Annotated in this window: 11 protein-coding genes; 4 read left to right on the forward strand and 7 right to left on the reverse strand. The window is 55.4% G+C overall.

What is annotated here, in order from left to right; translation table 11 throughout:
* Positions 1-21: 21 nt before the first annotated feature.
* The 3 genes from K0H80_RS04785 to K0H80_RS04795 form a co-directional block, all read right to left on the reverse strand.
* Positions 22-654, reverse strand: a complete 633-nt coding sequence (locus K0H80_RS04785; RefSeq protein WP_220073287.1) for a DUF2913 family protein — start codon at positions 652-654, stop codon at positions 22-24.
* A 237-nt stretch (positions 655-891) separates the two neighbouring features.
* The gene (locus tag K0H80_RS04790; RefSeq protein ID WP_258406179.1) at positions 892-1,560 is read right to left on the reverse strand and encodes a peroxiredoxin-like family protein; all 669 of its coding nucleotides are present in this window, start codon (positions 1,558-1,560) and stop codon (positions 892-894) included.
* A 152-nt stretch (positions 1,561-1,712) separates the two neighbouring features.
* On the reverse strand, positions 1,713-3,011 hold the full coding sequence (locus K0H80_RS04795) for a DEAD/DEAH box helicase (RefSeq protein ID WP_220073288.1): 1,299 nt from the start codon (positions 3,009-3,011) through the stop codon (positions 1,713-1,715).
* Positions 3,012-3,330: 319 nt separating this feature from the next.
* Between K0H80_RS04795 and K0H80_RS04800 the strand changes: the two genes are divergently transcribed.
* Positions 3,331-4,530: an EAL domain-containing response regulator gene (locus K0H80_RS04800; RefSeq protein ID WP_220073289.1), complete on the forward strand. Its 1,200-nt coding sequence runs from the start codon at positions 3,331-3,333 to the stop codon at positions 4,528-4,530.
* 115 nt (positions 4,531-4,645) lie between these two features.
* Here the strand turns inward: K0H80_RS04800 and K0H80_RS04805 are convergent, their stop codons facing one another.
* Complete coding sequence (locus K0H80_RS04805; protein WP_220073290.1) at positions 4,646-6,433, reverse strand: aminopeptidase P family protein; 1,788 nt, start codon at positions 6,431-6,433, stop codon at positions 4,646-4,648.
* 517 nt (positions 6,434-6,950) lie between these two features.
* On the opposite strand from K0H80_RS04805, the gene K0H80_RS04810 reads away from it, so the two are divergent.
* The 3 genes from K0H80_RS04810 (at position 6,951) to K0H80_RS04820 (ending at position 10,636) form a co-directional block, all read left to right on the forward strand.
* A complete protein-coding gene (locus tag K0H80_RS04810; protein WP_220073291.1) occupies positions 6,951-8,147 on the forward strand; it encodes an MFS transporter in 1,197 nt (398 codons plus the stop codon).
* 158 nt (positions 8,148-8,305) lie between these two features.
* Positions 8,306-9,085: an ROK family protein gene (locus K0H80_RS04815; protein ID WP_220073292.1), complete on the forward strand. Its 780-nt coding sequence runs from the start codon at positions 8,306-8,308 to the stop codon at positions 9,083-9,085.
* 312 nt (positions 9,086-9,397) lie between these two features.
* Positions 9,398-10,636, forward strand: a complete 1,239-nt coding sequence (locus K0H80_RS04820) for a M24 family metallopeptidase (RefSeq protein WP_220073293.1) — start codon at positions 9,398-9,400, stop codon at positions 10,634-10,636.
* Between the two features lie 213 nt (positions 10,637-10,849).
* On the opposite strand, the gene bamJ is transcribed toward K0H80_RS04820, so the two are convergent.
* From bamJ to K0H80_RS04835, 3 genes are all read right to left on the reverse strand, one after another.
* A complete protein-coding gene (bamJ, locus tag K0H80_RS04825) occupies positions 10,850-11,323 on the reverse strand; it encodes a BamJ family beta-barrel-assembly machinery protein (protein WP_220073294.1) in 474 nt (157 codons plus the stop codon).
* Between the two features lie 86 nt (positions 11,324-11,409).
* A complete protein-coding gene (locus K0H80_RS04830; protein WP_220073295.1) occupies positions 11,410-11,907 on the reverse strand; it encodes a DUF1294 domain-containing protein in 498 nt (165 codons plus the stop codon).
* 79 nt (positions 11,908-11,986) lie between these two features.
* Positions 11,987-13,216 (reverse strand): hypothetical protein, encoded by a 1,230-nt coding sequence (locus K0H80_RS04835; RefSeq protein ID WP_220073296.1) that lies wholly within the window; start codon positions 13,214-13,216, stop codon positions 11,987-11,989.
* Between the last annotated feature and the right edge of the window lie 126 nt (positions 13,217-13,342).

Consider the following 13,342-nt stretch of genomic DNA (forward strand, 5'->3'; position numbering starts at 1 on the left):
AGAAGGCGAGCTAAAGCGTGTTTAGGCTTTCAGTAGCGCCAATGCGGGTTGGCGGTTACCCGGGTAGAGGCGATAGGCCTTATGGTGTTTGATGCAGCTGGCTTTTTTGTCGCCTTGACTCAGCAGCAGCGAGTGTTTGACGGCGTGTTGGGCGATCAGCTGCTCGTCGGCGCGCATATAGAGGGTGATGGACTTGATAAGCTTACCCTCGAGCAGATGCTGCTCATACTGCTCGACCGAGATCACCAGGCTGTTTTGACCATCGCTGTCGAGCCTGAGCTTGCCACTCACCTCACAGTCGAGGATGACCAGCCAACCCTGGGCCTCGAGGTCGGCAATCAGCGCCTGAAGCGACTGACCCACCTCGGCATTTTCCATGGCCGGCAGGTATTGATTTTCGATTCGTTGCAGCAGCTGGGGGAGCTGGGCGCCGGCGCCCTTGCTGCGTCCTTCTCGGATCCAGCGGGTCAGGTCATCGGCCACTAACTTGGAGAAGCGTCGCTCCTTGAGTGATTGCACCATCCAGTTGCAGAGGAAATGGCTCTCTGCCGCCGGGGTCTTAATGCTGCCTGGGCTTGCGTTACGCGCCGCCAGGTCGGCGAGGCCCGCCTGGGCTAATGCCACTAGGGCCTGGTTGTAGCTTTGCTCTGTCATTGCGTCTCCACGCAAAAGAAAAAAGGGATGCGGCGCTGAGTATACCCTATCGGCGCGCTTATCAATATCGGCAGCATAAAGAAAACCGCCGCGGCTTTTGGCAGCGCGGCGGTTTGTCTAGCTGCAAGCCCTGGTATTTGCTTGGGCTGTCGGCACTAATATTTGCTAGCGCTGTAGGGACTAATCTTTGCTATCGCTGTCGGGACTAATCTTTGCTAGCGCTGTTGGCACTTTTGCCTACTGGGGGATGAGGCTCGCCGCGGTGAGGATAAGCTTAGGCTCGGCGCGCACCTTGTAGTTAGGGTTGATGTATTGAAAGTGCACCAGTCCCGTCTTGTCGGTGATATAGACGGCGGGCACCGGCAGCACCAGGCGGGACTCGCCGGCGGCGTTCTTCCACAGCTTGTTTTTCAGCTGCATCTTGGCCATGTATCTATCCGATATGGTCTGACTGGTGAAATAGGCCAGGCCGAAGGCGCGCATGGCGTTGAGGTCTGCATCCGAGACCAGGGTGTAGTTGAGGTCATTCTTGGTCATGGAGGCGCGCAGCTCCTCTGGTGCATCGGGCGAGATGCCGATTAGTTGAAAGCCCATCTTGAGGAGATCGCCTTCGATCGCCTGCAGCTGACCCATCTGGGCGTTACAGAAGGGGCACCAGCCGCCGCGGTAGAAGAAGAGTACGCTGGGTTTGTCCTGGATAAGTTGCAGCAGATCCACCGACTTGCCCTTAAGATCCTTAACCTGAATAGCGGGCACCGTCTGACCATTCAGTAGCGGCGAGATAGATGTCGGACTTTCAGCTATCGGCTTAGCTGATGCTGAGGGTGCGATGAGCGCCAAGCTCACCAGGGTGAAGAGCAGGGCGCTCAGCAGGGCGCCAGCGCGTGAATTTTGTGTCTTGGTCATAGGGTGGCCTTCTCGTGATTGTTTTATCTGTCGAACAGACCCAGGCGGCGGCCGTAAACTTTCACCCTGATGTGGAATTAATCGATACGAACAAAAAAGGCACTGTTAAGTGCCTTATTTGATTAGATAATAATTTTGTGACCGTACGTCGATTATTTTTGCTTCTTAATTTTCGCGTTGGATGAGTTCTTCACCTTCACCCGGCGAGCCCCCATGTTCTTCTCGGCGATCACCTGAGCGCCGACGTTGTCGCTGCGCTGCTGCTTCTTGGCGAAGCTGCGACGCTTCTGCAGCTGTTTGATCAAGAGATCGCGACTGCCCACCTCATAGCCTGGGATGGTGATGCGGCGGATCTTATTGCCGATCAATTTCTCGATGTCGGCTAAGGTGCGCTCTTCCTCGCGGCTCACCAGCGAGATGGCGACGCCACTGCGACCGGCGCGGCCGGTACGACCGATACGGTGAACATAGTCCTCAGCCAGGAAGGGCAGGTCGAAGTTGACCACATATTCCAGCTCGGGGATGTCCAGGCCGCGGGCGGCGACCTCGGTGGCCACCAGGGCGCGTACCTTACCCTCTTTAAATTCGCGTAGCGCACGGCGACGATTGCCCTGGGCCTTCTCGCTGTGAACCACGGCAGAGGGGATGCCGTCCAGGTTAAGCTCCTTCACCAGGACGTCGGCGGCCTCACGGGTGGCGGTAAATACCAGCACCTGTTGCCAGTTCTTCTTGCCGATAAGCTCTGAGAGGAGTTCACGCTTGCGGCGCTGCTCCACTGGGTAGACTACCTGGCTGACGGTCACCGCCGTGGTGTTCTGCTTGTCGACGGCGATCAGCTTAGGCTTGACCAGCATCTCGTTGGCCAGCTGTTTGACGGCACTGGAGAAGGTGGCGGAAAACAGCAGGTTTTGACGGTCGCGATTAACCTGCTGCAGGATCTTCTGAATGTCTGTGATGAAGCCCATATCCAACATGCGGTCGGCCTCATCCAGCACCAGAAAGTCGACGTTAGACAGGTTGAGGTTACAGGCTTGCAGGTGCTCCAGCAGGCGACCCGGGGTGGCCACTATGATGTCGGCGCCTTTCTTTACCTTAGCCGCCTGGGTATCCATCTTGACGCCGCCATAGACGGTCAGCACTGAGATGGGCAGGTAACGGCTGTACTGCTTGATGTTGTCGGCTACCTGAGCCACCAGTTCGCGGGTAGGGGCTAGGATTAGCGCGCGGGTGTTGGAGCGCTGGGTGTCGCTTGGGCTATCGAACATCTTCTGCAGGATAGGCAAGGCGAAGGCTGCCGTCTTGCCGGTACCCGTCTGGGCGCTGGCCAGCACATCCTGTCCGCGACGGATCGCCGGGATGGCCTCTTTTTGAATGGGCGTCATTTTTTGGTACCCACATTCTGAGATGGCGTGCAAAATCTCGGGAGCAAAACTGAAAGATTCAAATCTCATGGGATATCCTGTTGTTTACCTTTTAAAATAACGACATATCAAATTGAGTTTAGTCCAGACTCGAGCTGTACCTTAACCCATTACCACCCTGGGCCACAAAGGCGGCCGCGGAGTATAGCAAAATTTTCGGTTAAAACCTGCACTTTTATCTGCCGCAATTATCGCCGATGCCGACAATTTGGGTCAATTTGACACTTAAGCGCGCTGAACTAACCTTATTAAGTTAACGTTTGGAGGTTGTCACAGGCATGGAGGCTTAGGTGTATATTTGGTATGCCCCAACTGCGAGGCAGCATCCTGCTTTGGATGAGGGGATGTCATGTCGATAAATGTCTTGATCGTCGATGATTCACTGAGCGCCTGCCGCGTGCTCAGTCGTCACTTTTTGCTGCTGGATGTGGACAAGGTGGAGTTCTGCCGCGACGCCCGCAGCGCCATTCGAACTTTAAGCAAATATAGCGATGACTACCAGATAGTGGTGGTAGACCTGCACATGCCCGAAGTCGACGGCATAGAGTTTCTGATGCGTCTGAGTAAGATGGAGTTTAAGGGGGGGATCATCATTGCCTCTGGCATGGAGTCGCGTATCGTCGAGGCCGCCTCCCAGCTGGTGGAGGCCTCCAAGCTCAGGCTGCTGGGCGCCCTGATGAAGCCAGTTACCACAGAGCAGCTCAGGGTCTGTGTCGAGCGTTATCGCCTGATGGCCTTCCAGGGCAACGGTGTACGCCACAAGGGATTGATGAGCATCGACGAGATCCGCCGCGCCATCAACTCCAATAAGATCATCCCCTATTATCAGGCGCAGGTGGATATCGCCAGCGGCAAGATAAAGGGGTTCGAGGTGCTGTGCCGCCTGCAGCAGGGCACTCGCTTGCAGTTGATCACTCCAGATAAGTTTATCGATGTGGCCGAGTGCAACAATGCCCTCAATAGCCTGACCACTAAGCTGCTGAATAACGCCATCCCTGAGTGGGCGCTGATCAGCCAGTTCGAATCTTGCAAACAGTGCCACCTGTCGATCAACCTGACTCCCAAGCAGCTCAATCAGAGCGGCTGGCATACCCGCCTGATGCAGTATTGCGAGCAAAACCTCTTGTCGCCGTCGCGCCTGACGGTGGAGATCACCGAAAATCAGGTGCTGGATAAGCAGCGTCAGCACTCTACCATCAGCCAGCTGAGGATGAACCGTATCGGCGTCGCCATAGACGACTTCGGTACCGGTTATACCAATCTCTCCCAGCTGTGCACCCTGCCTATCAGCGAACTGAAGCTGGACCGCAGCCTGGTTCATGGCATACATAAAGACCCTGTCTCTCAGACCATACTGAAATCTATGCAGGCGATCAGTGGCAAGCTCGGCATTCATCTGGTGGCCGAGGGAGTAGAGGATATCCATGATCTCAACTACCTGGAGCAGATAGAGGATATCTCCTTGCAGGGCTATCTCATCTGCCGTCCTAAACCCTACAGCGAGCTGGTGCGCTGGTTAAAGGCCCGCGAGCGCTTTGTTCAGGCCTGAACAAAAACAGCACCTTAGGGTGCTGTTTTTTATGGGGTAAATGCCCCAGTCTTAAAAGGCCAAAGCTTTAAATAGCCAAAGCTTTAAATAGCTAAAGCTTTATATAGCCAAAGTTTTATATAGCTTCGGTCGCCTTAAGTAGCCAGTCGAGCTCAGTGCCTTGCATCAGCGGGCTCAGGGTCTCTCTGACTCTCTGATGGTAGCCATTGAGCCAGTTGATCTCGGCGTCATTCAGCAGCTGCTTATCGATAAGACGAGTGTCGATCGGGATCAGGGTGAGGGCATGGAACTCATACATCTCACGCTCGGCGCCGGCCAGGGCCTCGCAGGCCTGCACCGTGATGAGGTTTTCGATACGAATACCAAAGGCATCGGCGCGGTAGTAGCCCGGCTCGTTCGACACCACCATGCCCGGCAGCAGGGCGACGCCATTGCTGTTCTTGGCGATACGCTGCGGCCCCTCATGTACGCTGAGGAAGTGGCCCACGCCGTGGCCCGTGCCGTGGTCGTAATCGAAGCCGTGCTGCCACAGGTATTGGCGGGCGAAGCCGTCGAGCTGCTGGCCCGTGGTGCCCTTAGGGAATCTGGCCTGATCCAGGGCGATATGGCCCTTCAGTACCAGGGTGACCATCTTACGCTGCTCGTCGGTGACCTCGCCGATGGCTATGGTGCGGGTGACGTCTGTGGTGCCATCCAAATACTGGGCGCCCGAGTCCACCAGATAGATGCTGTCCATGGTCATCATAGCCGGGGTGCCGTTGTTGTGGTTGTAGTGGCACATGGCGGCGTTTGCACCGGCGGCCGAGATGGTATCGAAGCTTGGCTCGCGATACTGGGGATCTTGCAGGCGGAAGCTCTCTAGCTTGTCGGCCAGGGTGCCTTCGTCATAGAGACGCTGGGCGGCCACCTCGGCGTCGAGCCAGGCGAGGAAACGGCTCACGGCCACGCCGTCGCGAATATGACAGGCGCTAAGGCCGGCGAGTTCGGCCGGATTCTTCTGCGCCTTGGGCAGGGCGACCGGATCTTGTCCGGCGATCAGCCTGGCGCCGGCTTGCTTAGCGGTGAGCTGCATCCAAGCGTTGGCGCTGTCTGGGTCGGCCAGTAGCTTGACGCCATCGAACTTAGATAACACGCCTTCGAGTTCGGTCTCGGCCATGAAGTTGACGCCAGCGCCAACATGGGCCTGGATCCCCTCTGGCAGTTTGGCGAGATCGGTAAAGAGTGTCATCTCGCCATTCTTATACAGCAGAGCCGTGCCTAAGACCACGGGCAGACGAGGTACGTCGTTGCCGCGGATGTTCAGCAGCCAACAGAAGGAGTCTAGCGCGCTGATGAGCGCCACATCGGCGCCGGCTGCGGCCACGGCCTTACCTATCTGCTCACGCTTTACGGCGCTGCTGACGCCGGCGCTCTGCTCGCTAAACAGGCTGATGGCGGCGTTGGAGGCAGCGGGGCGCTCTTGCCAGTGGCGATCGATAGGGTTGCCTGTTACTGCAACCAGCTCGATACCTGCGCGCTGACACTGGGCCTCGGCCTGTTGCTGCCAGCTCAGGGTATGCAGGCGCGGGTCGTAGCCGATGCGAGCGCCTTCGTTAAGCTGGGCGATGAGCCAGGGGATCTGCGGCGTGTCGGTGAGACTCTGATAATCGAACCGAGCACTGTCTACTTGCTGCTTGACCTGAACCGTATAACGGCCATCGACGAAGATGGCGGCGCTTTCTTTGAGCACTATGGCCATGCCCGCAGAACCGGTAAAGCCGGTGAGCCAGTTCAGTCTTTCGTTACGCTCGGGGACATACTCGCCCAGATATTCGTCGGCCCGGGGCACGATGAAGGCATCGAGGGTTTGGCTGAGCATGTCACTTCTTACGGCGTCTAGACGTTGTGCGGTTACAGATGTCATGAAGTCTCCTTTAGTACCCAATTGCGGGGCCATCTAAGCGTGGCCTTCTGGGCTTGAGCGAATAGGCTTGGCCCTATCTCCAGTGGCGAGATATTGGCTGAGTTGCCGCCGATTATCGCAGCTCGGCGGGTGAGTTGGAAGGGAGGCGCGAAAAAGCTGATAGAGGACGGCGTAAAGTCTGGTGTGAGTCGCTAGGTTTCCTGTGGATATTGAATCAGATAGCGCTGAGGGGCAGAGATACAGCGCGCAATATCCGCCAATATCCGCGTTCTAGGCTGGTAAAGTTCGCCGCGAGTCAGTATTTTGCTTATAAGTGAACGATTTGTGATTAGGGGCAGTTGACCTTTTGAGCACAAATTTTGTTTTCAAGACGAAGCCTAGGGGCAGCGTCTGTATCATTTTTCTGCTGGGTTATCGCTTATTTAACTAGCGCACTAGTTTGCAAGCGTTCTGCCTTGCCTAGAATGAATACAGAATGCTGCAAAATGAACGCAGAAGATCAGCAGATCCTAACTTTATGCCAAGAAATGTATGGGTATTAACCCTGGCTCAGGCCTTTGCCATGAGTGCAACCCCCATGATGATGTTGCTCGGCGGCCTGATTGGCGCCGAATTAGCGCCAACTCCGGCACTGGCCACCCTGCCGATTGCCATCATGGTGATAGGCGTGGCCGTCTCTGTGGTGCCTGTCAGTCGTTTGATGCGTCGCTTCGGCCGCAAGAAGATCTTTCTGTTGGGCAGTGGCTTGGGGGCGAGTGGTGGTCTCCTGGCGGCCTTCGCCACACAGGAGCAGCTATTTGTGCCTTTCTGTCTCAGTGGTTTGCTCTTGGGCTCTGCCGGGGCGATAGTGCAGCAATACCGCTTTGCGGCCATGGAGTCGGTGGCGGCACTAGATAGTGCCAAGGCGGCCTCCCGGGTCTTGGTAGGTGGGCTGGTGGCCGCCATCATGGGGCCAGAACTTGCGGTGCTGGGTGAAAACCTGTTTGCCACGCCTCATGTGGGCGCCTTCCTGTTTCTGATCTGCGTCTGCCTGATGGCGGGTCTGGTGCTCTGTTTCTATCAGGAAAATCGCCAGGACAAACCGGCCCATGCGTCATCCCATCAGGCCGTGCGTCCCCTTGGCAACATCTTGTTGCAGCCTTCTATCTGGACCGCCATCGGCGCCGCGACCATAGGCTATGGCATGATGAGCTTCATCATGACCGCCACGCCCCTGCATATGCATCACATGGAGCACTATTCCCTGGCCGATACCAAGTGGGTGATCCAGAGTCACATCATCGCCATGTATTTTCCATCGCTGTTTAGCGGCTACCTGGTGGCCAAGTTTGGCACCAGCCGCATGATGCTGGTGGGCCTGGCAGCCTATGGAGTGACCATCACGGTCGCCTTGCTCGGGCGGGAGCTGCTGAACTACTGGGTGGCCCTGGTGCTGTTAGGCGTCGGCTGGAACCTGCTGTTTGTGGCCGGAACCGTCTTGTTGCCACGTTATTACCACAGTGAAGAACGCTTTAAGGTTCAGGCCTTTAACGATGCCTTCGTCTTCGGTTCCCAGGCCCTAGCCTCCTTAAGCGCCGGCTGGGTGCTGCACTGGCTAGGCTGGGAGGTGATGCTGCTCACCTGTATCCCGCTGCTGGCCATTCATCTACTCTTGATGGCCTGGGGACGGGTGCCCCTGAGGCTGGCAAATGAGCAGAAAATAGATGAAACCTGATAGGACTTGATGGAAATTCAATCAAAGCAAGGTGTTAGTCGCATTTTATATAGCCTTAGTAGATGGTTTTTGTGATAAAATTTAGCGATACACAACTCTTCTACTCATCGCGCCGAGAGGCTCTCGCCGTGATGAGCTAGTCGGCTACGGAGCTCGTTATGCAATCCCTGACCATAGATATTGGCGCGACTACCGCCCTGTTCGAAATTGAGACTCAGGGGCGCACCGAGCAATATAAAATCACCACCGGCGAGCACTTCACCCTGGCCGACCTCAACCGTCACATCGCCGACATCGAAGCCGACTATGGCCTGAGTGACTATGCCTTAGGGGTGGCGGTTCCCGGACTGGTGAAGCAAGATACCTTGATCGCCTGCAAGGTGGCACCCAAGCTCAACGGCCTTTCGTTGGCCAAGCTCAAGACTCAGGCCCGCTTTAGCCTGATCCACAATGATATCGATGCCGGAATGTTGGCGGTCTGCGACCCTAAAAATGCCTGCGAATTGCTGCTGATGAGCGGCGCCGGCATTGGCATGGCGATCGCCATCAAGGGCGAGCCGTTTCTTGGCGCCGGCGGCGTAGCCGGCGAGCTGGGCCATTGCCGGGTGATGAGTGAAGGGGGCGAGTACAGCCTGGAGCAGCTGGCCAGTGGCGAGTCGATTCGCATTCGCGGCCTCAAGAGTCCCCAGGAGCTCTACCGCGCCGGTAGCTATCTGGGGATGGGCATCGCCTGGGCCATCAACCTGCTGAACCCTAATCGTATCTGGCTTGCGGGCCCTATGATGAATCAGCCGGACTATTACAAGGGCTGTGTCGAGTCCCTGAGACAACTGGCGCTGACGGCGCCGCTGGGGGATGTGAACATCGCCCGGGTCGATGATATGGAGACCCTGGTGTGCCGCGGCCTCAAGGTACTGCTGGCCCAGCACGCCGAGTGAAGTCCTAGCTCATAACGTCATAGCTCCTAAAGCCAACAGAAGTAAAAACATTACGAGTAAAAGCATTGCGAGCAAAATCAGAAGGCGCTAATTCGATTTAGTCTTTATTCTGCTTTTAGGTTTGTCGAAACGATTGCTGTTCCCCATTGAGTAATCCCCTCCTTAGGCGCTGCTTGCCTGCGCACCTTGAAGATTTTTCTTTCTGTTAGCTACTGCTTTTTTGTATACATTATGCTAAAAAGGTTGCCTGTCATTCTTCTTTTCCATGGTGATTGCGGGTTGGCCCCGCGACTGCCGTCAAAGGTGTTAACTATGAGTGTAAATACCACAGGCTTAATTTCTACGATGGGTGTTGGCGGATCGACGCCCGAGCAGGAGCTGGCCAAGCTGTCCGATATGACCCAAGGGGTCGAAGGGATCTCGGCGCAGGAGTACCGGGCGCGCATCGACAAGGCGCAGCAGCTGATGCGTCAGCAGGGCATTGCGGCCATCTATCTCAACGCCGGCACTAACCTCTACTACTTTACCGGCACGCGCTGGTACGCCAGTGAGCGTATGGTGGGTGCCATATTGCCGGCCGAGGGTGAGCTTGAATATATCGCTCCCGCGTTCGAACTCGACACACTTAAGGGCTACATGGTTATCGAGGGGCGGGTGAACTGCTGGCATGAGGATGAGAGTCCCTATGGCCTGTTCATCAAGCGACTCGGTGAACTTGGCATAAGCCAAGGCAAGCTGGCGATGGATGAGTCGGCGGCGTTTTTCATCTTCGATGGCGTGCGTCAACTGGCACCAGAATTTGAATTCGTTAACGGCAAGACGGTTACCGCCGCCTGTCGCATGATCAAGTCGGAGACAGAGCTAGCCCTGTTGCAGCGCGCCAAGGATATGACCCTTGAGGTGCACAAGGCCGCCGCACGCATCCTGCATGAAGGGATCACAGTCGGCGAGGTGGAGAGCTTTATTCACCAGGCCCATAAAGCCGTTGGTGCTCCGGCGGGATCCTATTTCTGTATCGTGCTCTTCGGTGAAGACTCGGCCTATCCCCATGGGGTCAAGTCGCCTAAGGCGCTCGAGCTTAACGATACCGTGCTGATCGACACAGGCTGTCAGCTACACGGCTATAACTCAGATATTACCCGCACCTATGTCTACGGCACGCCGAGCGAGCGCCAGCGTCAGTTGTGGCAACTGGAGCAGGATGCTCAGCTGGCCGCCTTCGAGGCCGCTAAGGTGGGGGCTCCTTGTTCAAGCGTAGATCGTGCCGCCCGCGACGTACTCGAGCAGGCGGGTTTCGGCCCTGGCTATGACCTGCCGGGTCTGCCCCACAGGACCGGACATGGCATAGGCCTGGATATCCATGAGTGGCCCTACTTGGTGCTGAATGACCATACGCCGCTGGCCCCAGGCATGTGCTTTAGTAACGAGCCCATGCTGTGTGTGCCGGGCGAGTTTGGGGTGCGCCACGAGGATCACTTCTATATGACACAGAGCGGCCCTAAATGGTTTACCCAACCGGCTTACTCTATCGATAATCCCTTCGGGTACTGATACCAATCGTAGTAAATAACTGAGCATGCTAGCTTGTTAAAACGTTCGATAACTGCGTTACTATTTTTGATTGTAGAATAACTACTTATCGAAAAATTTCGCCTTGTTCTCGAACGTTTTTCCTGCGCTATTTCCGATCACTTACTTACCGTGATTGGTATGATACAAAAAACGCGCCTTAGGGCGCGTTTTTCATGTCGTAAGTCACTGTCTCTACTTATCTATGCTAATCAGCTCGACATCGAAGATAAGCACGGAACCGCCGGGGATCTTGCCGGCGCTGCGATTGCCATAGGCCAGGCTGCTGGGAATAAAGAAGCGGGTCTTTTCCCCTTCGACCATCAGTTGTACCCCCTCGGTCCAGCCCTTGATGACGCGATTAAGCGGGAAGGCGATAGGCTCGCCGCGCTCGACCGAGCTGTCAAACACAGTGCCGTCGATCAGCGTGCCATGGTAGTGAACCGTCACAGTATCGCTGGCCTTGGGATGGACGCTGCCGTCGCCCTTTGCCAAAACCTTGTACTGGAGCCCCGAAGCGGTCTCGATAACCCCTTCCTGTGTCTTGTTCTGCGCTAGAAAGGCTTCGCCCTTGGCGATATTCTCCTTGGCCGCCTTCTGATTGTTCATGCTGGTAAAGAAGTAAAATAAGACGCCGGCGATCACCACGACTGCTAATATCATTCTCATCTTTGATTTTCCTATAAAAGTGCGGCCTTCATCATAGCCAATTGCGCCCCTTGGGTAAACGAGGAGGGCTCATCTGAATCAATAGGCTAGTTAACCCCTAGCTGTGTCAGCAGGGCTTGCCCTTGAGGTGATACCAGGGCGCCTAACAGACTGATGTTGATGATGACAGTCAGCCAGAGCACAACACGAAAAGCACGCTTACTGGACTTGTGCCTCAAATGTTGCTGCCCCAGCATGGCCCCTGGCCAGCCGCCAATCAGAGAAAGCATATGCAGGCGATTCTCGCTTATACGCCAGTTATCTCGTTGGGCGGCGCGTTTGTCTAAGGCGTAGCACAAGAAGGTAATAAGGCTCATGACGGCGTAATAGACAGGTACAGCTATCGGCAGCCGTTGAAACTGGCTAGCCAGCAGGAGGCCGACAAACAGCGTGACGATGAGAGCGAGGCGCAGTTTAGTGCTAAATGGCCACTTAGCGCCTTTATTTTTACGCTTGCCCCCATAGGTTGGCTGAGGGCTCTGTCTGTTGCTTTGCTCACCTATTCTGGGCTCTCTCTTTAGGGGATTCGGGCGATTTCTTCTCATTGGGCTATCTATGGTTAACGGCGGCAAGTCGGTTAACGGCCTTCAGTTGGTTAAAGATGGTCAGTGCGCTTTATACCATTTAGAAATAGGTGATCTCCAGCTCATAGAGGGTGGCATCATCATCGTAGGAGTCATATTTAGTCACAAGCGAATAGCCTTGCTCATAAAGTTCGACGCTGTCGAACTCATCGTTTGCCTGCTGGAATTTTGCCAGTAATTTATCCTTTTGTGATGGGATGGCTAGTCGCTCGCAAAGCTCTGTGAGGCCTGTGTCGGTATCTTGTTGATAGATACCTGAAGCCAGCCTGAGCTTATGTAAGGTGTCGCCGTCGAACCTAAGTTGCAGATGGTTGCCTAGCAGCCACCATTCGCCATCGCTCGAGATAGCTAATCTCGCTATGCTGGGATAGGCCTTTTGCAGTTGCTGCAGGCTAGGACGCTCACCGACAAACGAAGGGGTGAGCTGTTTTAGCAGTGGCTGGAGCGCCTCCTTGTTGGGTTGTTTTCCTCGCAGCGTCAGCTTGGTCTTGTCTTGATAGAGGCTAAAGCCGCTTAATTGAGATTCGGACGTCGCTTCGCCGGTCTGGAGATAGGTATCAAAGTTAAGGGTCAAGCGCTGCTTACCGTCACTGAGGTTGAGGTGGTCGCCCTGTCGCTGGGCTTGGTTGGCACCCAAGGTGCGAATGACCTGTGAAATGGGCGTGCGATAGGCGATCTCACCGTTAATTAACCAAGAGGCACCGTCGAATCCGTCGCGATAATCGATAAGATTCTGGCCGGTATTGTTCAATGGGCTGAACTCTGTCGAGATGGCGACGAGCCGCTCTTTGGTAAACACAAACCAGAGCTGCCTACCGTAACCCCAGGCAAAATCTTGCGCGCTAAGCGGTAACTCTATGCTTGCGGGGCCGAGTAAATCATAGAGGGCTTCGGGACTTATGCCGAGTTTGGCGCCATATACGCCATTGTCTAACGATACTAAAGCGGGAGGCAGGCTCTTCGCCGCCGCAAGTTTGGCAACCGATTGAGGTGTGGGGGCCTCAAAGGTGTACTCGAAGCGAGACTGGCGAATTTCATAGCCCTTGCTGTCATAGGCGGCTGCTGTTTCTGACAGGCTTTTATCATGCTGACAGAGACGATATAGCTCTGCTTCGAGATGGGTCTTTAACTGAGTGACCTTAACCATCTCCTGGCTGGAGCGTTGAGAAAGCTTCTTCTCCTTCATCTTGCTGACAATATGGTTGCTCACCTGGGTGAGAATGATGACTTCGGCGCCTCTGTCTGTCGCTTGTTGAGTTATCTGACTCAATGCTGATTTAAAGGCTTCGCTCTCCAAAGGTTTAGTCTCTGCGGGATACTTTTTACTCGTAAGAGTCAGTGATATCGGTGCTAACGTCGTCTCAATACAGTTAGGTTGCTTGTCTAAGATGCGGGC

This window comes from Shewanella aegiceratis (genome assembly GCF_019457495.1).
Lineage (GTDB): Bacteria > Pseudomonadota > Gammaproteobacteria > Enterobacterales > Shewanellaceae > Shewanella > Shewanella loihica.

Bases quoted from the DNA above. Each gene is read 5' to 3' on its own strand.
- K0H80_RS04785 (WP_220073287.1), bottom strand. From the start codon at position 654: ATGACAGAGCAAAGCTACAACCAGGCCCTAGTGGCATTAGCCCAGGCG.
- K0H80_RS04790 (WP_258406179.1), bottom strand. From the start codon at position 1,560: ATGACCAAGACACAAAATTCACGCGCTGGCGCCCTGCTGAGCGCCCTG.
- K0H80_RS04795 (WP_220073288.1), bottom strand. From the start codon at position 3,011: ATGAGATTTGAATCTTTCAGTTTTGCTCCCGAGATTTTGCACGCCATC.
- K0H80_RS04800 (WP_220073289.1), top strand. From the start codon at position 3,331: ATGTCGATAAATGTCTTGATCGTCGATGATTCACTGAGCGCCTGCCGC.
- K0H80_RS04805 (WP_220073290.1), bottom strand. From the start codon at position 6,433: ATGACATCTGTAACCGCACAACGTCTAGACGCCGTAAGAAGTGACATG.
- K0H80_RS04810 (WP_220073291.1), top strand. From the start codon at position 6,951: ATGCCAAGAAATGTATGGGTATTAACCCTGGCTCAGGCCTTTGCCATG.
- K0H80_RS04815 (WP_220073292.1), top strand. From the start codon at position 8,306: ATGCAATCCCTGACCATAGATATTGGCGCGACTACCGCCCTGTTCGAA.
- K0H80_RS04820 (WP_220073293.1), top strand. From the start codon at position 9,398: ATGAGTGTAAATACCACAGGCTTAATTTCTACGATGGGTGTTGGCGGA.
- bamJ (WP_220073294.1), bottom strand. From the start codon at position 11,323: ATGAGAATGATATTAGCAGTCGTGGTGATCGCCGGCGTCTTATTTTAC.
- K0H80_RS04830 (WP_220073295.1), bottom strand. From the start codon at position 11,907: ATGAGAAGAAATCGCCCGAATCCCCTAAAGAGAGAGCCCAGAATAGGT.